The organism is uncultured Bacteroides sp. (assembly GCF_949298305.1).
Taxonomy (GTDB): domain Bacteria; phylum Bacteroidota; class Bacteroidia; order Bacteroidales; family Bacteroidaceae; genus Bacteroides.
This window is the reverse complement of the sequence record NZ_CASFWU010000009.1, coordinates 1-20523: the sequence shown is the minus strand read 5'-3', so window position 1 is coordinate 20523 and position 20523 is coordinate 1. Positions and strand designations below refer to the sequence as shown.

Sequence of the window (20523 nt, the reverse complement as noted above, 5' to 3'; positions counted from 1 at the left end):
TCATTATAATTAAGTAAGGGAAATATGGCTTCACTTAAAGAGGTAAAAAACAGAATCAATTCCGTCAAAAGTACGCGTCAGATTACGTCGGCCATGAAGATGGTAGCATCTGCCAAGTTACACAAGGCGCAGGCGAGGGTGGAAAACATCCTGCCCTACCAACACAAACTGAACGAGATTCTGACCAACTTTCTGGGCACTGATGCCTCTGTCAACTCCCCCTATACCGAGGTGCGGACAGTGAACAGGGTGGCCATTGTTGTGATTTCATCCAACACTTCGTTGTGCGGAGCGTTTAACTCCAATGTGGTGAAGATGTTGGAGCATACATTGGAAGAATATGCCAGGCTGGGCAAAGAGAACATTTTTCTCTATCCTGTGGGACGCAAGGTGGAAGAGGCAGTCCGTAAGTTGGGTTACGAGCCTTGCGGCAGTTTTCAGGCAATGGCGGATAGGCCCAGTTACGCTGCTGCCAACGGTCTTGCCACCACTCTGATGAAGGAGTTTGTGGAGAAGCGGGTGGACAGCGTGCAGCTCATCTATCATCACTTTAAGTCCATGGGGTCACAGGTGCTGACACGTGAAGATTACCTGCCTATCAATCTTGAAAAGGTGGCCCAGGAGGCGGCAGCTGGGCGTGGTGACGAAGAAGAGCGTGGCTTCAACAACGACTATATTGTGGAGCCGTCAGCCGAAGAACTTATTATTGAACTGCTTCCCAAGGTGCTGAGCCAGAAAATATTTACGGTGCTGTTGGATTCCAATACTTCTGAACATGCTGCCCGTATGCTGGCCATGCAGGCAGCTACGGACAATGCCAACGAACTGATACAGGACCTGACCAAACAATACAACAAAAGTCGCCAGCAGGCTATTACCAACGAACTGCAGGACATTATTGGCGGCAGCCTGAAGTAGACAACCGTATGCCGTCATCTAATGTATGGGGACAATACCCCAATTCTCTCCGCGCTTTCCCTATATCTAGTCCGCTGTAGGAAGGGCGCGGTGTTTTTTCGCCCATTTCGTGCGTATTGACGGAAAGAATGAGAGTACTGTCCAGTTCCAGCACTTTTGCCGTCCGGCGTGCTACGTCAGCGATGGTCAGGCATTCATTGCCGCAAATGTGGTAGATGCCGCTGGCATTGTGTGTTGTCAGTCTGCCGATGCCTGTCGATACGTCGCCTACGTAGGTGGGGGTGCGCCATTGGTCGGAAACAACCCGTATCGTTTCCTTGTCTTTCAGCCTTTGGGCTACCAGGTCCACAATGTTGCCATGTTGTCCGGGCAGGGGCTTACCATACACCACCACTATCCGTGCAATGGCGTAGTCGGAGCAGAGGGCCTGTACATACTGTTCGCTTCTCCATTTGCTCATGCCGTAATAGTTCACAGGTGCGGGAAGGTCTTCTTCTGTATAAAGGCGTTGACTGTTTCCGCCGAACACATAGTCGGTGGAGAGGTGAATGAATCTGCTTCCCTGTTGTGCACATAATTCTGCCATGTGCTTGACGGCAAGCGTATTTACAGCATCAGCTTCCTCCCGATGGGTTTCGCAGTAATCGATGGCAGACAGAGCAGCAGTATTAATTACAATGTCGGGATGTGTTTCTTCAAAGATACTTCGTAAGGCCTGTCTGTCCGTGATGTCGATGGTGGCAAATAGGTGCCTGCTGCTTTGGGGACAGAGGTCGTCATGCAGTGAGCATCCAACGACGCTGTACGTATCATCTGCACAGAGGTCGTCCATCACCCTTCGGCCTATGAATCCGTTGGCACCTGTGATTAGAATCTTTTTTTTCATCTGCTGTCTTGTTATGAGCCATTACCTTTTTTCCTTCTGGTGTTGTAGGCGTTCGGAATAATATCAGTAGGGTATCTGCCTTCCTTGCTGAACTTCGATTCTCACGCCAAACGACCCGTTGGCTGATTTCAGTTCGAAGGCTCCGCGGAAGTTGTTGCGTTGCCAAGGCAGGGCCGATGGATTACGTACCTTCCAGCCATCCTTGTCATATTCTCCATAGGTGTGCAGAGTCATACCGTTCTTCAAGTGGAAAGTGCCCATTTGCAGGTTCCCCGTATAATTGTCAAATCCCCAAGAATTCCATCCGTAAACGGAAGAAGACAGGTAAAAGCCGGGGGAACCCTGCGAATAAGTGATATTGGGATTCAGTCTGAAGATGCGGCTGTAATCTTTACTGGCATCGGGTATCTCCAGTTTGAAGTCAGTCAGATTGGGCGTATTTATCTGCATCAGGCTCATGTCCAATAAAAATTCGTCATAATTGTTAGTTCCTGTCCAAGGCAATTCGCCGTGTATGATTTCAACTCCGGCTGTGTGGGCAGGTGAAATGCTATCGTTACCGTCCGTGGTTTGTGAACGTGTAGTAGTGGACAGTAGCAACGCAAGCAAGGTGATGAGTAAAGTATGTTTCATTCTTTATTCTTAGTTTGATTTCAATGCAACAAATATACACTATTTTTTGAATGTCGGCAAATGTCAATTTGTGCATTAGGCGGGTAAAACGTCTTACTCTCATTGTACTTTGCTCGTATTATTTGTTACTGGCAAAATCCACTTTCTTGTATTGCACACCATCGTACAGCGTGTTGATGCGAATAATTAATCCTTTTTTACCTTCCATCTCGCGGGCAATGTTATCCAACTTGAATGATACCAGCCCTTTGCCCGGTGTGCGCTGTTCGTCGTGATAGGCATTATGTCGTAACTCCAGTACCAAATAACCTTCTTCATTGCTCATGTTGTCATTAGCTTCGTTCACTACTAAGTTCAGCATGTGTACCTTCCCCGATTCTTCGTTGTAATAGAACTGGTATTGCATGTTCACATAATTGCCGCTTAACCATGCGTTGTTCAGATTGATGCGGTCGTCGCCTATGCTGTCTTCCTTCTCCGTAGGCATGAAGTAGATGTCTTTTGTCAGGATGTCTTCAATTCGGTACACCAGGGCATTGTAGTCATATCCTGGTACCTTTTCGTCCAACAGGTCGAAGTATAGAATGGCTCTTTGGCCTGTTACGGGGGTGTAGTTATGAATGTTGGTCGTGTCTCCCGGATACATCGTGGAACCGTCGTCCAGGGCAAAGTAGTAGTCGTTGGCCTCTATCACCTTTATGGTGCCTATGGTCAGGCGTGAATAGCTGTCCACTTTTTCATCCAAGCAAGAATGGAATCCCCAGCCGAGCAGGCATATCATTATCGTTGCCATCACTTTAAATTGTAGTTTTTTTATAACGTCCATATCTTTGTGTATTATTACTAATGAATATTATTGTAATAAATGCTTGTAGTTTCCGTTTACTGCATGGTTGACTGTTAAAGATTTGAAAGAGCGAAAAACTTCCGCCTGCGATGCAGTATTTTTGTGCCCGTTGCATTATTTAATCAAAAACACGTGCAAGTAGAGAGAATGGAAGAACAAGAACTAGCAGATCGGTGCAGGCAGGGTGACAACTCAGCCCGTAAGGAGCTGTATGAGCGCTATGCGGGGCGTATGCTGGGACTTTGCATCCGTTATGCAGGCGACCGTGATACAGCCCAGGACCTGATGCACGACGGGTTCTTGAAGATATTTGACTCTTTCGACAAGTTTGTCTATCGGGGTGAAGGTTCGCTGAGGGCATGGATGGATCGGGTGATGGTCAACGTGGTGTTACAGTATCTACGCCGCAACGACGTGCTCAATCAGGCGGCCGAACTTGACAAAGTGCCCGAAGTGTACGATGAACCCGATACCTCTACTGCTTCCGCTGTCCCTTCTGAAGTGCTGATGCGATTCATTGGCGAACTGCCCACGGGCTACCGGACGGTACTTAATTTGTACGTGTTCGAGGAGAAGTCTCATAAAGAAATAGCCCGCTTGCTGGGCATCAATGAAAAGTCGTCCGCTTCGCAACTGACCCGTGCCAAGGCGGCTTTGGCAGTAAAGATAAACGGATGGATGAAAAAAAATGCTTGAATGGATATGAAGAAACACAGGCAAACAGACAACGGACAATGGATGGAAGAGGTGAAACGGAAGCTGGAGAACTACTCCGAACCGCTTCCTGCTTCCGGTTGGGAGAGGCTTGAGAAGGATTTGGCTACCCGCCGTTCCGTCCCGCAGGCCAGTTCTGGACGTATTTTCCATTTGCGCAAGTGGACGATGGCGGCTGCGGCAGCCTTGTTGGCCGGCATTTCGGGCATCAGTCTTTGGTTTCTGCAAAGCCCGCTCAGTGATGAGGTGGGCAATGTCGGAGTTCCCCAACTTGCGCTTCAGCCTTCCGTACAGGAGTCGCATCCCGTGGCCGTAACGTTGCTGAAGCCTACGGAGAAGGAGGATGTTCCGTCCGAACCCCGACAACGTCCCGTAACGGCAAGATTGGTGGCACAGGTCGAGCGGCTTGTGCAGACGGATGAAGCCGGGAAAGTTGGGACGGATCCGGTTGTTGCCGATGTCCGCGATGAAGCCGCCCCCATTGAAGAAGATAGGAAAGAAGGAATTGGACAGGTAGAGACTACCTCAAGGGAAGAAAAAAAGCGGAGTTTGAAGCCGACGAGACCCTCAAGTAGGGACATGCTGCATCTTCCGGCCGGGGAAAGCAAACGCAAGGACGTTTCGCGCTGGTCGGTCGGCCTTTCGGTGGGCAATGCAGGTGGAAGCGGAAACTCTCTGTATGCGGGCAACGCCTATTTGTCCGATTACGCTTATATGGCCGACAACAGCCTCGACCTTTCCTCCACGGCCAACGGTATCCTCGCCATCCCCGGAGATCAGGAACTGGTGTTCAAGGAAGGTTTGCCTTATTTGCTCAGTCGAGGCAGGCAAATTGCTTCTGCCGACCACAAGCTGCCCGTCAGCGTGGGCCTGTCGGTGCGCAAGCATCTGTGGGGACCCTTTTCGGTGGAAACGGGACTTACGTATACTTACCTGGCTTCCGACATCAAGTTCGAGGGCAGTACGGAGAAGGTGGAGCAGAAGTTGCACTACGTCGGTATCCCTTTACGCCTCAACTGGAATTTCATTGACCGTAAGCCTTTTATCATGTATCTGTCCGCCGGTGGAGCGATGGAAAAATGTGTCTATGGCAAGCTGGGTGACGAAGACCAGACGGTGAAACCGTTGCAGTTCTCGCTGGCAGGCGCCGTAGGTGTGCAGGTCAATGCAGGTAAGCACGTGGGCATCTATATGGAACCGGGTCTTTCTTATTTCTTCGATGACGGCTCGTCCGTAGAGACCATCCGAAAAGAGACTCCCTTCAATTTTACCTTGCAGGCAGGCATTCGTCTGATTTATTGATCTAAGCATCCGGACAGTTCCTTTTTTTTGATAATAGAGGAACAATTCGCGCTTCTTACATTCCCTTTCCAGAAAAATGGATTTAAACCCTAAAGGTCCTATGTTTGAAACATAAGGGGGCAATGTTTCAAACATAAGACTTTCGGGTTTCAAACCATCCCCATGCAACCTTAATATCCGTCAAGGAACACCATATTGGAAGTAATAGACAGAAGTGGTAATTTTGCTATACATTTTTCTGATTAATCCGGCTAAAGCATATTAACCAAACTCAAGTTTATAGATAAGAATTTGGGTTATCTTGCATGTAGAATACACAAGATAGAAGTATGGAAAAGAATAGCTGGCGTATTCGGTGATGAACGGAATTTGAACTCAGGCTATTTGCACTACACGATTGTCGTTTTACTCAAAATGTCAAATAATATCCATATCCGGCAGTTTGCCTTGCCTTCTTTGGAGCCGAAGGTTGCCTACTATCAGGGCGAAGGTCGCCTACCTTCGGTGCGAAGGTTGCTTACTATCGATAGTAATCTTATATTGAAAAATGTAAATGATTGATTTGCAGTCATTTAATGATATTTATCCATTCCTTTCAGTTTGTAAGTTCTTTTAACTGTGGAATATCTGTTTAGTGGTAATAATATCAAATACATAAGCCGGGGTGTTTTTACAGTCTAATTGGAGCATTATACTGGGAGGTTGGGAAAGGAAGTAGAAAGAAAAACGGATTGGTTTTCTTCCTACTTTCGTGCCATTTTAATCGGGCGGAAATATTTCTTTACGTCACAATCTTTCCGGCCTCAGTTCGTCACCACCAGCGGGAAGTACTCCTTGAAGATCGCTTCGGCCCGAGCCAGCTGCCCGGGTGTATTCTCCTTTACTTCCTTCAGCTGATAGTCCCACCCCATAGCCTCATATTTGTGTACGCCCAGTCGGTGATAAGGGAGTATTTCTACCCGCTGCACCTGCGAGTAGCTTCCCAGCCGTTCGCCCAAGGCGCGGATGTCTTCCTCGAAGTCGCTGTAGCCGGGTACCAGCACGTAGCGCAGCCAGAAGGGGCGGTTGTTCCGCTCCAGCCACTGGGCGGTACGCAGGGTCTGCGTGTTGTCCCGTCCCGTCAGCCGTCGGTGGCGTTCGGGGTTAAATTCCTTAATGTCCAGCAGCACCAGGTCGGTCAGTTTCAGCAACTCCTCCACATGCCGGTTCCAGATGCCTCCGTTGGTGTCCAGGCAGATGTGTATGCCGTGGGCTTTCAGGTCGGCAAAGAGGGGCAGCAGGGCTTCGGCCTGCAAGGTCGGTTCGCCGCCCGAAAAGGTGATGCCTCCTTTCCGTCCGAAGAAAGCCTTCTGGTCGTCCGCCATGCGCAAGATTTCATGGGCCTGTGTCGGAGTCCCTCCTTCGGCTGCTATCGTGTCGGGGTTGGCGCAATAGAGGCAGCGGAAGGGACAGCCTTGCAGAAAGACAACGAGCCGGAGACCCGGCCCGTCGAAGGTTCCCATACTTTCGTAGGAATGAACTTTTATCGTCATGCTGGTCACATTCTTTCGTGGAACGAGCGGCTGATGACCTCCAACTGATGCTCACGGCTCAGCTTGGTGAAGTTCACGGCGTAGCCCGATACGCGGATGGTGAGCTGCGGATATTTTTCGGGGTGCTCCATGGCGTCCTCCAGCATTTCGCGGTTCAGCACATTCACGTTCAGATGGTGGGCACCCTTGGTGAAATAACCGTCCATCATGGTCACCAGGTTTTCCACCCGCTCTTCGGGAGTGGGCCCCAGCGATTTGGGTACGATGGAGAAGGTGTTGCTGATGCCGTCCTGCGAGTCGCGGTAGCGCAATTTGGCCACAGAACTCAGCGATGCGATGGCCCCGTTCTTGTCCCGTCCGTGCATGGGGTTGGCACCCGGTGCAAAGGCCACACCCTTGGCGCGTCCGTCCGGTGTGGCGCCAGTTTTCTTGCCGTACATCACATTGGAAGTAATGGTGAGCAGCGACAGGGTGGGGCGGGCGTTCTTGTAGACAGGCAGTTTCTTCAGTTCCTCACTGAAATAATATACCAGGTCCACGCCCAAGTGGTCCACCCGGTCGTCGTTGTTGCCGAAGCAGGGGAAGGAACCTTCGATGTCGAAACCTTCAGTCAGCCCTATCTCGTTGCGGCGTGCCGTTACTTTGGCATATTTGATGGCCGACAGTGAATCCAGAGCGATGGAGAGTCCTGCCACGCCGTAGGCCAGGTTGATGCGCGGGTTGGTGTCTACGAAGGCCATCTGTGCTTTTTCGTAGTAATACTTGTCGTGCATGTAGTGGATAATGTTCATGGCTTCGTTGTAGACGCGAGCCACTTCGGTCAGCACCTTCTTGTAGTTGTTCATCACTTCTTCAAACTTCAGCGTATCGCTGGTCAGTACAGGTATTCCCTTGACCATTACCGTGCCGGTATTTTCGCAACGTCCGCCGTTGATGGCCAGCAGCAGGGCCTTGGCCAGGTTGGCACGTGCGCCGAAGAACTGTATCTGCTTGCCAATGGCTTGATAAGACACGCAGCAGGCAATGCCGTAGTCGTCACAACCGCGCACTTCGCGCATCAGGTCATCGTTCTCATACTGGATGGAGCTGGTGTCTACCGATACCTTGGCGCAGAAGTCCTTGAATCCTTCGGGCAGGTCGGGGCTCCACAATACGGTGAGGTTGGGCTCAGGCGAGGGTCCCAAGTTGTAGAGCGTCTGCAGGAAGCGGAAAGAGGTCTTTGTCACCTTTGTGCGTCCGTCGTTGAAGCGTCCGCCGATGGCTTCGGTCACCCACGTGGGGTCGCCTGCGAAGATGTCGTTGTATGACTGCATACGCAGATGGCGTACCATGCGCAGCTTGATGACAAACTGGTCAATCAGCTCCTGGGCGAAGGTTTCGTTGATGCGTCCGTGAGCCAGGTCATACTCAATGAAAATGTCCAGGAACGACGACACGTTGCCCAACGACATAGCTGCTCCGTCCTGTTCCTTCACGGCAGCCAGATAGGCCATGTACACCCATTGAACAGCCTCCTGTGCCGAGGTGGCGGCTCTACTCAAGTCCAATCCATAGTATTCGCCCATGACCTTTATTTCATTCAAGGCCTTGATTTGTTCGGCTACCTCTTCGCGCAGCCGGATGCGTGCATCCGTCATGGGGCCTGTCAGGTTACGCAGATCTTCCTGCTTGGCTTCCACCAGTCGGTCGATGCCGTAGAGGGCCAGCCGGCGGTAGTCGCCGATGATTCGTCCGCGGGCATAGTTGTCGGGAAGTCCCGTAAGGAAGCCCAACGAACGGAAGGAACGTATCTCTTCCGTATAAGCGTCGAACACACCGTCGTTGTGTGTTTTACGGTAGTGCTGGAAAATGTCCTTTACCCGTTCGTCCACTTCCACGCCGTTCTCCTTGCAGGCCTTCATCACCACGTTGATACCTCCGAAGGGCTTGATGGCGCGCTTCAGCAGTTCATCCGTCTGCAGGCCTACAATCAGTTCGTTTTCCTTGTCAATGTATCCGGCTTTGTGTGAAGTGATGGTGGACACGGTGGTATAGTCCAGCGCTCTCACTCCGTTGTTGGCACGTTCCTCTTCCAATGCCTTCAGGCAGAGGTTCCAGATATGCCTGGTGCGTTCAGTAGGGCCTTGTAGGAAAGAAGCGTCTCCCGTATAAGGGGCAATGTTTCTGCTAACAAAGTCGCTCACGTTGATTTCTTTGTTCCACACTCCGTCGATAAAGCATTTGTTTAATTCCATAAGAAGTCTGTCATTAAATGTTTAAAGGATTAAAAGCCGCACCACCGGTACTCCTTGTGACAGAGACGATGGAAAATGCGACAGCCCGAAAGGGCGCTACAAAAATACCTCTTTTCCTGCACTGTCTATCTTCTTATGATATATATTTAGCATTTAACGGATCAAAATACCTATTGTTAGGTAGGTAAAATCAGAATTACTACATACTCTTCTATCTTGCGTTGAATCATTCGTATAACAAGTACATAAAATAATGTTTTGTCTGGAGTCTGTTACAATATTCTGTTTTGGGTTTGATGGCGTTGCTTGCTTTCTTTTCTTTGATTTTACTTAACTCAGTTGAAACTTTCTATTCAAATGGTGCGATAATTCATTTTTTCAATTTGTATAATCTTATATTCTCTTTACAGATTACAGACTTCTCTTTCGGTAAGGTATCAGCAGCACGAGCAAGGCGCAGCCCATGCAGGCATAGAGCGTCCAGCCGGACATCTCCTTGACGGAGGCCAGCGTGGCCTGCACCTGCACCTTGCCTTTGGCGGAGAGGGCGGCCATCTGCTCGGCCTCCTGGCGGCTCTTGCCTTGCAGCATCATGCCCCGGACGGTGCCCGTATAGCTGGCGGCGGCTTCGGGCGACGTCAGGTCGGTATCGTGGGCCATGCGGGTGAGGTGGTGCTGCTGGCGCTGTTGCATCACGTTGGTGTAGAGGGCGGTGCCTGCGGCGGGCCCCAGCATCATGCGCACGGTCAGCATGATGCAGATCCAGGTGGACAGATATTTGTAGGGCATGCGCTGGTTGGCTAGTACGGCGGTCAGCGAGTAGAGCAGCATCATGCCCGTGGCACGGATGATGACGGGATACTTCATGCGCTCGTACAGTCCGGCCGTCTGCACCTCGAAGTACATGAACAGGGCCGACAGTCCGATGAACACGAAGCCCAGGGCAAAGAGATACTTCAGGTGTACGCCCCGCTTGCCCAGCGCGATGGCCACCACGGCACCGATGAAGTAGCCCAGGATGGCCCAGTTGTTCAGGGCGGCGTTCTGCCAGTTGTCTATCTTCATGCCCACGCCGGTGAAGACGTTGACGAACAGGGCGCTGGAGTTCAGCACTATCAGCAGCAGGAAGAGCACGACGCCCAGGCGGATGGTGCGCAGACGGAACACGCCCGTCAGGAAGTAGGGCGAGCGGTGCGTGGCCTCCATATAGATGAACAGGCCGGTGAACACGATGGCGGCAACGGTGGCCCAGCGGATGGTCGGGTCGTCGTACCAGTCGAGCACCTTGCCATAGACCAGCACATAGACCACCGACGTACACATGGCGCAGAAGATGACCACGCTGCCGAACTTGCGGAAGTTGATGGGGAAGCGCCGGCCGGGATAGCGGTGGTAGGGCATGGTGACGAAGATGACGAGGATGGCCAGCAGCGTCATGCCCATCATGCAGTAGTAGACGTACTGCCACTCGTACTCGTAGGCCAGCCAGGCGGTGAGCGAGGTGCCCACCTGTCCCAGTATCATGAAGAACAGGTAGATGGTGGGCATGCTGACGCTCTTCTCGCTGTCCAGTCGGTCCCACCCTTCGGCATCGCGGGGCTCGTTGCCGGGCGTGATGTTGCGCGTGGCTTCCATGCCGAAGGCGTACTTGATGAGGGTGAAGAGGTTGACCATCATCAGCACCATGCGCAGGAAGCCCATGACGAGGCTGCACAGCGCCAGGAGGAAGATGCTGTCGGTCTTGGCACACACGTAGCTCAGGGCGTACATCAGGACGAAGCCCGTGAGGCACATCATCTTTTCGCGGCGGATGCACACCAGCTCGTAGAAGAAGGGCGAGAAGGCGGCCATGCCGATGGAGGTGAGGAAGCCGACAAACTGGATGTGCTCCGACTGGATGCCCAGTCCGCTCATCATCTCGCCGCTGTTGGCGGTATAGACGCCGCCCACGGTGAGGATGGGGATGAAGAGCAACACCAGTATCAGGATGCCCAGCGGTTTGGGCACCCAGTTGTAGAAGGGGTAGTTTCGGGGATAGGAAGACATAGGGGGAATGAAGAATTAAGAATTAAGAATTAAGAATTTTTGGAAATGAAGAATTTTTGGAAATGAAGAATGAGGAATGAAGAATGAAGAATTTCCATGCGGAACGTAATATGCCTCATTTAGAAAAAATTCTTCATTCTTCATTCTTCGTTCTTCATTTAACCGTCTTTACCACCGCCATCATCCCCGCAGCCAGTCGCTCGTTGTCCTCGCGGCTCAGGTGGTCGAAGTCGATGCGGACGGGGATGCGCTGCTGTATCTTCACGAAGTTGCCGGCCGAGTTGTCCGTGGGCACCAGCGAGTACTTGGAGCCGGTGGCGCCGGAGATGGCGGTGATGCGTCCGGTGAACTCCCTGCCGCTGATGGCGTCTACGCTGATGCGCACCTGCTGCCCGATGGCCAGGTTCTCCACCTGCGTTTCCTTGTAGTTGGCTACAATCCACTTCTGCGTGTCGGGCACGATGTAGGTGACGGTCTGTCCGGCGCCGATGAACTGCCCCTCCTCCAGGGCGCGGCGTCCCAGCTTGCCGTCGCAGGGAGCGGTCACCACGCAGTACGACAGGTTGAGGCGGGCCATGTCGAGAGCAGCCTGTGCGCGCTGTATGGAGGCCTCGATGTTCTGCCGGCGGTGCGACACCTCGTTCACGCCCGAGCGGGCAGCCTGCTGCTGGCGCTTCACGGCTTCGAGTTTCTTGCGGGTGGCTTCGTATTCGGTCTCAATCTGTTCCAGCTGGATGGGCGTGGCGGCGTTTCGCTTCAGCAGGTTGGCGTAGCGTTGGCGGTCTTTCTCCAGCTTGGCCAGGCGGATTTCGATTTCGGCAATGGAGGCATCAAACACCGAGGCGTTGTTTTGGGTGGTTTGCAGGGTGGCGTCCATGACGGTGGCTCCGGCCAGCGCGTCCTTCAGGGTGGCTTCGGCCTCCATCACGCGGATGCGGTATTCGCGGTCGTCCAGTACCAGCAGGGTGTCGCCCTTGCGTACGTCCTGGTGTTCGGTGAAGCAGATTTTCTGGATGTAGCCCGAGGCGCGCAGGTTGACGGGCGAGATGTATTGTTCCACTTGGGCGTCGTTGCTGGTCTCGGTGCTCTTGTAGTCCAGGAAGAGGATGGCTGCCTGCACCACGCCCCAGGCGAGGACGGCGATGCCCAGCAGGCTGGCTATACGTTGGCGACGGCGCATTTTGCGCAGTTTCTTGGCTTGTTCTTGTAAAGTGTGATTCGTTTTCATGACTGTTTATATGATTTTGATTGAATGTTTTTAAATTAGTTGACGAGGGGACGAGGCTTCAGACAACGAGGGGTTTGGGGTTAGTTGACGAGTTGACGAGGCTTCAGTCCACGAGGGGGTTGGTTAGTTGACAAGTTGACGAGGCTTCAGGCAACAAGGACACTCCTTATTCCCTTGTCCCCTTGTCAACTTGTTCCCTTGTTAACTCGTCAACTTGTTCCCTTGTTAACTCGTCAACTTGTTCCCTTGTCAACTCGTCAACTCGTCCCCTTGTCAACTCGTCAACTCGTCCCCTTGTCCCCTCCTATTTCAGCAGGCTGTCCGTCTGTCCCGTTAGCTTCAGCAGGGTCAGGTTGGTGACGCGGTAGTTGTAGTGGGCACTGATGTAGTTGTTCTGTGCCTCGCTCATGCGCATCTCGTCCTGCAGGACTTCGGTCATCGAGGCGATGCCTTCGCGGTAGCGGTCGGTGGTCACTTCGTAGACGTCTTCGGCCAGCTGGTAGTTATCCTTCTGCTTCAGGAAGTTGCGTCGGTTGTTCATCAGGTCGTTCGTGGCGTTCAGGTACTGCGTCTCCAGGTTCTTCTGCATGTTCTCCTGGTTCAGGCGGATGTTCTCAATGTCAATCTTCGCCTGGCGCAGCTTGGCGCGTTTGTCCAGTCCGTCGAAGAGGGGGATGCGCAGCGTCAGGCCGATGCCGTTCGAGTCGTACCAGCGGTTGGACGGGCCTGAGTGGAACCAGTTCCGGGCCTTGTCCGTGTAGGCCGAGTACATCCAGTTGGCGGTCAGGCTGAGCGAGGGCAGGTAGCCCTGGGCAATCATCCGCTTCTGTCGCTCGGCCAGTTCGCCTTGCGAGCGGAGCAGTTGCAGTTCGTACTGGTTGGTGTCCAGTCCGGTCAGGCTGGCGGTCCGGATGTTTTCGGTGTCCACAGGCTCCAGGGCGATGTCGGCGGGATAGTCCATGACGTACTTCAGCAGGTTGAGCTGCTGGGTCAGCATGGCCCGGGCGTTGTCGTACTGCACCTGCAGGTTCTCCAGGTTGATGTTGACGCGCTTCAGGTCCACCTCCATCGCCATGCCGTTGTCGTAGAAGGCCTGGGTGATGTCGCGCAGTTCGCGCAGGCGGCCTATGTTGCCTTCGATGATGGCTATCTGTTCGGCGGTACTCTGTCCCAGATAGTACATCCTGGCTATCTGCAGGATGAGGTCTTCGCGGGCCTTCTGGTAAGTGAGGCGGTTGATGTTGTCCAGGGTGCGGGCGATGTCTACTGCCGTATAAGCCGTCTGGTTGTAGAGCGGCATCTGCAGTTGCAGGCCTGCGCTGGCGTTGTATTGCAGGGTCTTCGTCACGTTGTACGGATTGCCATAGGCCGAACCGTCGGTCACCGACACGGGCGGGTTGAAGTTGTCGTTGAAGGCGGCTACGGCGTTGATTTGCGGCAGCAGCCTGGCGCGGTTCTCGCTGATGGCGTGACGGCCTTTGCGTACGTCGTTCTGCTTGGTTTGCAGGGTCAGGTTGTTTTCGATGCCTATCCGGAGGCATCGGCTCAATGAGAGAACTTCTTGTGCTCCGGCACTTCCCGTTAGCAGGCAGGCAAATGCGAATGTGAACAATTTCTTTATCATATATTTCTTTTGTTATTTGCCGCAAAGATAGATGGTTATGCCGGAATGAAGGCGTCTATATTTCTTCTATGACTATTCATATTTTCGCTTTCGTTCATATTTTCCCCAATTCCATACCTGTTCTTTCCTTTTACGACCGCAGATTCCGGCCGTTCTGTTCTTTTTGGAAGAACCCCGAAGGGTGTAGCTGTTCGGAACAGACTATCCAAAAGTGTACACTGTGTCCGATTTCGGACACTTGATATTTCTTTGTTTTTACTGTTAATCAAGATATTATGGTTTTGGCACGTATTTCGCAGGAAAAAAGTGTAAATCTTTTCGGATTGTCCGTTTCCATCGGTAGGAAGAGAAAATCTGACAGAAGAATAAAGGTAAAGAAAATAAGAACAATATAATATAAAGGTATGGATAGAGAAATTCCGAAAGAAGTGCGCCGCAAGGAGCGCAACAAGAAACTGATACGCTACGGCATAGCAGGTGCCGCAGGTGTGGTGGTCATCAGTGTACTCATCTCGCTGATGCGGACGGGCGTCAAGGAGAAGGACCTCGTCTTCTCACAAGTAGACCAGGGAACCATCGAGGTCAGCGTCAGTGCCTCGGGCAAGGTGGTGCCGGCCTTCGAGGAAATCATCAACTCGCCCATCAATACCCGCATCCTCGAAGTCTACAGGAAAGGCGGCGACAGCGTGGACGTGGGCACGCCCATCCTGAAGCTGGACCTGCAAAGCGCCGAGACCGAATACAAGAAACAGCTGGACGAGGAGCAGATGCGCACCTACAAGCTGCAGCAGTTGCGGGTGAACAACGAGACTAAACTGAAAGACCTGGCCATGCAGATCAAGGTGTCCGAGATGAAGCTGAACCGCATGAAGGTGGAGCTGCGCAACGAGCAGTATCTGGACAGTCTCGGTTCGGGCACCACCGACAAGGTGCGCCAGGCTGAGTTGAGCGTCAACGTGGCCCAGCTGGAACTGGAACAGCTTCGCCAGCAGTACGAAAACGAACAGGAGGTGCTGGCCGCCGAATACAAGGTGCAGGAACTGGACCTGAGCATCTTCCGCAAGAGCCTGGCCGAGACCAAGCGCACGCTGGACGACGCGCAGGTGCGTTCGCCCCGCAAGGCCATCCTTACCTATATCAATAACCAGATTGGTGCGCAGGTGGGCGAGGGCACGCAGATTGCTGTCATCTCCGACCTGAGCCACTTCAAGGTGGAGGGCGAGATAGCCGATACCTACGGCGACCGCGTGGCAGCCGGCGGCCGGGCCATCGTGAAGATAGGCAGCGAGAAGCTGGAAGGGCAGGTGAGCAGCGTCACCCCGCTCTCGAAGAACGGTGTCATCTCCTTTACCGTGCAGCTGGAGGACGACAGCAACCGCCGCCTGCGTTCGGGCCTGAAGACCGATGTCTACGTGATGAACGCCGTGAAGGAAGACGTGATGCGCGTGGCCAATGCCTCGTACTATGTGGGCCGTGGCGAGTACGACCTCTTTGTACGCGACGGTGAAGGTCAGCTTGTGAAGCGTAAGGTGCAGCTGGGCGACTCCAATTTCGAGTATGTCGAAGTGGTTTCGGGGCTCCAACCGGGCGACCAGGTGGTGGTGAGCGACATGAGCCAGTATAAGAACAAGAACAAGCTGAAGCTGAAAAAGTAATATGATTAAGGAGTTAGAAGGAGTTAAAGGGAGTTATTGCCCGCCTGGGGCGGGCTTGGGAGTAAAAAGCTGATACTTCGACTTGTCCGCTCTCTTTTCTATTGGCCTTTAACTCCTTGAACGGAGCAGAGCGGAGTGGTAACTCCTTTTAACTCCCGTTAACTACTAAAATAGTGATTATGCTGAAAAACTACTTCAAACAAGCCTGGACCCTGATGCGGCAGAACCGCCTCTTTACAGGCATCTACGTGGTGGGCACGGGCCTGTCCATTGCGCTGGTGATGACGCTGTTCATCATCTTCTATGTCAAGTTCGGCCCCGTCTATCCCGAGTATAACCGCGACCGCACGCTGGTGCTGAAGCCGATAAAGCGCTACCCGAAGGGAAAGCCCGAGAACTGGACCATCAACGGCGGCGTGGCCTATTATGTGGTGGACCAGATGCTGCCGGGACTGCCTCATGTGGAGCAGGTGGCGGGCAGTATAATTGATTTTTGGGGAGATTATCAGGTGTCTGCCGCAGACGTAAAGCCCTTCAAGGTTACCCCCCGTTTTGCCAACGGCGCTTTCTGGAAAGTCTTTTCCTTCCGCTTTGTCGACGGCCAGCCTTTCACGCAGGAAGATGTGGAGGCCAAGGCGCAAGTGGCTGTCATCGGTGAGTCGCTGGCCAAGCGACTGTTTGCCGCCGTCGAAGGAGTGGAGGGTCGGCACTTCACCTTCAACGGACGCGACTACCGCGTGTGTGGCGTGGTGCGGGATGTTTCCAATGCTACGCCCGAGACGGCAGGCGACGTGTGGCTGCCTTTGCTCAATGCGCAGTACATTTCCAAGGAGCTGGACCGGTTCGGTTTGCTGGGCAATGTGTATGTATCGCTGCTGGTGGACGATGCGGAGAACCTCGAAGCGGTACGCAGCGAGGTGCAGGATGCGTTCCGGCGCTATACCCAGCAGGACAAGGATTATGAATACGACCTGATGGGTCAGCCCGATCCTTACTGGCTCAGCACTTTCCGCCAGGATGTGGAGAAGGCACCCGACACGATGGAGCTTGTCAAGGACTTCCTCTACATCCTGCTGGCCCTGCTCTTCATCCCTGCCTTGAATCTGAGCGGCATGATTTCCTCGCGCATGGACAGCCGCATTGCCGAGCTGGGCATCCGTAAGGCCTACGGAGCTACACGCCGCCGCCTGCTGGAGCAAGTGCTCTGCGAGAACCTGCTGCTCACGCTGCTGGGCGGTCTGGCAGGCCTGTTGTTTTCTTATCTGATTGTGTTGACGGCCAGCGACTGGATTCTGACGCTGTTCGACAAGAACATCTACAACACTTCGCTCTCCACGTCGCTCACGCCCGAGATGCTGTTCAATCCCGCCGTGTTCGGCAGCGCACTGGCCGTGTGCGTGGTGCTCAATGTGGTGTCGGCCCTTGTGCCTGCGCTTGGGGCGATGCGGCATCCGATCATGGAATCGTTGAATACGAAGAGATAATTATTGTAAAGGAGTAAAATGGAGTTATAAGGAGTTATAGCCCGTTTGCGGGCTTGGAAGTTAAAGGCTGATACCTGTGCTGGAACCAGCGTCGTCAGAACGGCTGGATATTCCTGGAACTGCTGGTCGTCAGTTTCTTCCTTTGGACCGTCATCGACCCTATCTATGTATTGACCGCCAACCGTTCCATCGACCGAGGGTATAACCCCGAAAGGCTTTACGTGGTGAACATCGGCATGTACGACGGGACGAACGGCAACTTCGACCCCGACATGGCTTCCGACTCGATGAATCTGGTGGCCTACACACGCCTTGCCCGCATCGTACGCGAGCAGCCCGAGGTGGAGTGCTGGGCCATTGCCGGCAATCAAAGTTTCCCTTGTAGCAGCTCGTGGAGCGGTACGCAAATCTATGCCGATACCGCTTCCCTGCATAAAAGGGAAGGCTTCGTACATGCCCAGTCTTATAGTTTTGTGGCAACCGATGGCAGCAATATGCTTCATACCTATGGCATGAAGGATGCCCGTACGGGCGGTGACATCCGACTGCCTGAGCAGGTGGAGGACAAGGCATTCATCTCCGAACGGCTGGCCTGGCGCCTTTTCGGTACGGCCGATGCCGTGGGCAAGAAAGTCTATCAGGACGAGGATGCCTTGGAGGTGGCAGGCGTATTCCGCGACTTCAAGCACCGCGACTACGAGCAACCTTATCCGCTCTTTGTCACCATGTACAGCGAAATGTATGGAAGTCCGTATATGCCGTGGTGGTACAATTTTGTCATCCGTTTGAAGCCGGGTGTGGACGTATCGGCTTTCAAGCAGCGTTTCCAGCAGGAAGTGGCGCCGCAGCTCTCCGTAGGCAACTTCTACTTCGACAGCCTGAAGGAGTTTTCGGAGCTGAGCGAGGCCTATGCCATGAAGAGCGGCGTCACCAACAAGCTCCGCCTGCAATACGCCCTGACGGGTTTCGCCCTGCTCTGCATCTTCCTGGGTATGGTGGGCACCTTCTGGATACGCAGCAATGCCCGTCGCGGCGAGATTGGGGTGATGCGCAGCATGGGCGCTTCGCAAGGGTGCATCGTGCGGCAGTTCCTCATCGAAGCTTGGCTGTTGCTGACGGTGGCCTTTGTGCTGATTATCCCTTTCCTGTATTATCATGCCCATGTCAACGGCCTGTACGCGGTAGAGATGAATGACAAGTTCGTGCCCAATCCCGCCTACGGGCAAAACCGTTTCGGCTTCCACTTCACCGTGGTGCTGGCACTCAGCTACCTGGTTCTGGTGCTGATAGCGCTGGTCGGGACGTATATCCCTGTACGGCGTGCGGCACGTGCGTTGCCGGTGGAGGCGTTGAGGGAGGAGTAGAAGCCTCACCCCTAACCCCTCTCCCAAAGAGAGGGGGATTAAGGGTGATGATTCATAGATACCTGTTGGCGCGTGTATTTTCAGAAGGTATCAAATGGAAACAAGCAGAATGGAAAAAAGTTTCAACGGTTGTCATGACAATGAAACCAGTAGTTTCAGATTTGTTTCATTCCTTGAAACTATCGGTTTCATTCTTTGAAACCATCGGTTTCATTGCTTGAAACTACTGGTTTCATTGCTTGAAACTACTGGTTTCATTGCTTGAAACCATTTTGAAAAGCATGGGAAAGAAAAAGAAGGAAGCCCCCTCCAACTCCCCCCGAAGGGGGAGAGGTTCCACCAGGGTGGGCTTAGGAGTTAAAGCCGATAGACAAGAAAATGAAAAATGAAGAATTAATTAACCATTCATCATTAACCATTTTACCATTCATAGAAAAGGTATTGGCTTAACTCCTTAACTTCTTAACTTCTTAACTACAACCCGTTAATAAACTTGCGAAACATAAATATGTATATATAATAAGAATAAGAGAAAACTAAATAACCGCCATATCCTTCCTCCCCTCTCCTTGGGAGAGGAGTCGGGGGTGAGGCTTTTGATTATCATGCTGAAAACCTATTTCAAACAAGCCCTTGCGTTGTTCAGGCAGAACCGCCTGTTCAGTACGCTCTACGTTGCCGGCACGGGGCTGGCCATTGCCATGACGGTTGTGATGGCGGTGGTTTATTACGTGAAGCTGGCGCCTGTATATCCCGAGGTGAACCGGGGGAATACGTTGTATCTCACCAGTGCCAGCTTCCACTCGGACAAGGAAAGAATGACTACCCAGTTCAGGTTGTCCTTTCAGGCTGTGCAGGAGTGGATGTATCCGTTGAAGAACGTAGAGGAAGTTTCTGCCATTGTGGATTATGGCATGGAAAACTCCACTTACATACAGCCGGCCGATTTGAGCGGCGACTTTAATGTGGCTGTGAAGTTGGTAGATCCTGCCTTTTTCCGTATTTATTCTTTCCGCTTTCTGGAGGGAAATCCTTTTACCGATTCTGATTTGGAGAGCGGCATCCATACGGCTGTGATTTCCGATGACCTGGCGCGTCGCCTTTTCGGTACGACGAAGGATGTTGTCGGGCGTTCCTTTTCATTGGATTATGTGAACTATCGGGTGTGTGGCGTAGTGCGCGGTGCCAGCTACCTCACCTCTCAGTCGTATGCGCAGGTCTATTTGCCCTATTCGGTAGACGAAAATTATAAGGAACCGAGTACAGCTCAGTTTCCCTATTGTGGCAAATTCTCCGTCACTTTTCTTGTAAGGGACGAAGCGCAGGCCGATGCCTTGCGGGCAGAAATCAAAGACCTGACGAGGCGGGTGAACCTGCAGTACAAGGATCAGTGGCAGATGGAACTGTGGAAGCAACCCACTTCACATTGGCTGAGCGTCTTCCAGAGCTATCCGTCGGATGCCGGCTTCAACCCCTGGAAAACGGCGGGTTATCTGATAGTCGTGGTGCTGGTGCTCCTGCTGGTGCCCGCGCTCAATCTGAGCGGACTTATTGCCAGCCGCATGGAGAGCCGTCTGGCCGAGATGGGAGTACGTAAATCGTTTGGCGCAGGACGCAATATACTGCTTTCGCAAGTGATGTGGGAAAACTTCTTCCTGACGCTGGCGGGCGGTCTGTTGGGATTGGTGCTGGCGTGGATTGTTGTCTACCTGGGGCGTGAGTGGATTTTCACGCTGCTCGACCGGTGGTCCGAAGCTGTGCCGCAGGGTGTCGATGCCTACGTGTCGGGCGAGATGCTTTTCGCGCCTGCCGTCTTTGGCATCGCCTTCCTGCTCTGTCTGGTGTTGAACCTGCTGTCGGCCCTCCTGCCGGCGTGGATGTCGCTCCGCAAACCGATTGTGTATTCGCTTTATGAGAAAAGATAATTATTAATAAGTTGACGAGTTGACAAGTAAACGAGTTGACAAGGCAGGTCCTCGTGTCCTGAAGCCTCGTCCCCTTGTCAACTGCATAAAACAAGAAATTTATGTTCAGACTTATCCTCAAAACCCTATGG

At 52.8% G+C, this 20523-nt stretch carries 15 protein-coding genes; 7 read left to right on the top strand and 8 right to left on the bottom strand.

The features are described from left to right. The first annotated feature begins 24 nt into the window (after positions 1 to 24). On the top strand, positions 25 to 918 hold the full coding sequence (locus tag Q1Y74_RS02145; RefSeq protein WP_300812064.1) for a F0F1 ATP synthase subunit gamma: 894 nt from the start codon (positions 25 to 27) through the stop codon (positions 916 to 918). On the opposite strand, the gene Q1Y74_RS02140 is transcribed toward Q1Y74_RS02145, so the two are convergent. The 3 genes from Q1Y74_RS02140 to Q1Y74_RS02130 form a co-directional block, all read right to left on the bottom strand. Next, positions 896 to 1804, bottom strand: a complete 909-nt coding sequence (locus Q1Y74_RS02140) for an SDR family oxidoreductase (RefSeq protein ID WP_300812063.1) — start codon at positions 1802 to 1804, stop codon at positions 896 to 898. The genes Q1Y74_RS02145 and Q1Y74_RS02140 overlap by 23 nt on opposite strands. A 63-nt stretch (positions 1805 to 1867) precedes the next feature. After that, a complete protein-coding gene (locus Q1Y74_RS02135) occupies positions 1868 to 2437 on the bottom strand; it encodes an occludin (protein WP_300812062.1) in 570 nt (189 codons plus the stop codon). Positions 2438 to 2555: 118 nt separating this feature from the next. Continuing rightward, positions 2556 to 3230, bottom strand: coding sequence for a NigD-like protein (locus Q1Y74_RS02130; RefSeq protein WP_300812094.1), 675 nt, complete (start codon positions 3228 to 3230; stop codon positions 2556 to 2558). Between the two features lie 201 nt (positions 3231 to 3431). Here Q1Y74_RS02130 and Q1Y74_RS02125 point away from each other — a divergent pair, with 201 nt between their 5' ends. Both Q1Y74_RS02125 and Q1Y74_RS02120 read left to right on the top strand, forming a co-directional pair. Continuing rightward, positions 3432 to 3980, top strand: a complete 549-nt coding sequence (locus tag Q1Y74_RS02125; protein ID WP_300812061.1) for a sigma-70 family RNA polymerase sigma factor — start codon at positions 3432 to 3434, stop codon at positions 3978 to 3980. Between the two features lie 6 nt (positions 3981 to 3986). After that, positions 3987 to 5300 carry an outer membrane beta-barrel protein gene (locus tag Q1Y74_RS02120; protein ID WP_300812093.1) on the top strand — a complete coding sequence of 438 codons (1314 nt, stop codon included), beginning with the start codon at positions 3987 to 3989 and terminating at the stop codon, positions 5298 to 5300. Positions 5301 to 6103: 803 nt separating this feature from the next. Here the strand turns inward: Q1Y74_RS02120 and pflA are convergent. The 5 genes from pflA to Q1Y74_RS02095 form a co-directional block, all read right to left on the bottom strand. Then, positions 6104 to 6832: a pyruvate formate-lyase-activating protein gene (gene pflA, locus Q1Y74_RS02115; RefSeq protein WP_300812060.1), complete on the bottom strand. Its 729-nt coding sequence runs from the start codon at positions 6830 to 6832 to the stop codon at positions 6104 to 6106. Between the two features lie 5 nt (positions 6833 to 6837). Then, on the bottom strand, positions 6838 to 9066 hold the full coding sequence (gene pflB / locus Q1Y74_RS02110) for a formate C-acetyltransferase (RefSeq protein ID WP_300812059.1): 2229 nt from the start codon (positions 9064 to 9066) through the stop codon (positions 6838 to 6840). Between the two features lie 411 nt (positions 9067 to 9477). Then, positions 9478 to 11112: an MFS transporter gene (locus Q1Y74_RS02105; RefSeq protein ID WP_300812058.1), complete on the bottom strand. Its 1635-nt coding sequence runs from the start codon at positions 11110 to 11112 to the stop codon at positions 9478 to 9480. Between the two features lie 154 nt (positions 11113 to 11266). Beyond that, on the bottom strand, positions 11267 to 12340 hold the full coding sequence (locus tag Q1Y74_RS02100) for an HlyD family secretion protein (RefSeq protein ID WP_300812057.1): 1074 nt from the start codon (positions 12338 to 12340) through the stop codon (positions 11267 to 11269). A gap of 304 nt (positions 12341 to 12644) precedes the next feature. Further along, on the bottom strand, positions 12645 to 13964 hold the full coding sequence (locus Q1Y74_RS02095; protein ID WP_300812056.1) for a TolC family protein: 1320 nt from the start codon (positions 13962 to 13964) through the stop codon (positions 12645 to 12647). A gap of 404 nt (positions 13965 to 14368) precedes the next feature. Between Q1Y74_RS02095 and Q1Y74_RS02090 the strand changes: the two genes are divergently transcribed. From Q1Y74_RS02090 to Q1Y74_RS02075, 4 genes are all read left to right on the top strand, one after another. Then, positions 14369 to 15619, top strand: a complete 1251-nt coding sequence (locus Q1Y74_RS02090; RefSeq protein WP_300812055.1) for an HlyD family efflux transporter periplasmic adaptor subunit — start codon at positions 14369 to 14371, stop codon at positions 15617 to 15619. A 179-nt stretch (positions 15620 to 15798) separates the two neighbouring features. Continuing rightward, positions 15799 to 17103: an ABC transporter permease gene (locus tag Q1Y74_RS02085; protein WP_300812054.1), complete on the top strand. Its 1305-nt coding sequence runs from the start codon at positions 15799 to 15801 to the stop codon at positions 17101 to 17103. Positions 17104 to 17273: 170 nt separating this feature from the next. Continuing rightward, positions 17274 to 18467, top strand: a complete 1194-nt coding sequence (locus Q1Y74_RS02080; protein WP_366914067.1) for an FtsX-like permease family protein — start codon at positions 17274 to 17276, stop codon at positions 18465 to 18467. 605 nt (positions 18468 to 19072) lie between these two features. Then, positions 19073 to 20392: an ABC transporter permease gene (locus Q1Y74_RS02075; protein ID WP_300812053.1), complete on the top strand. Its 1320-nt coding sequence runs from the start codon at positions 19073 to 19075 to the stop codon at positions 20390 to 20392. Positions 20393 to 20523 lie beyond the last annotated feature (131 nt).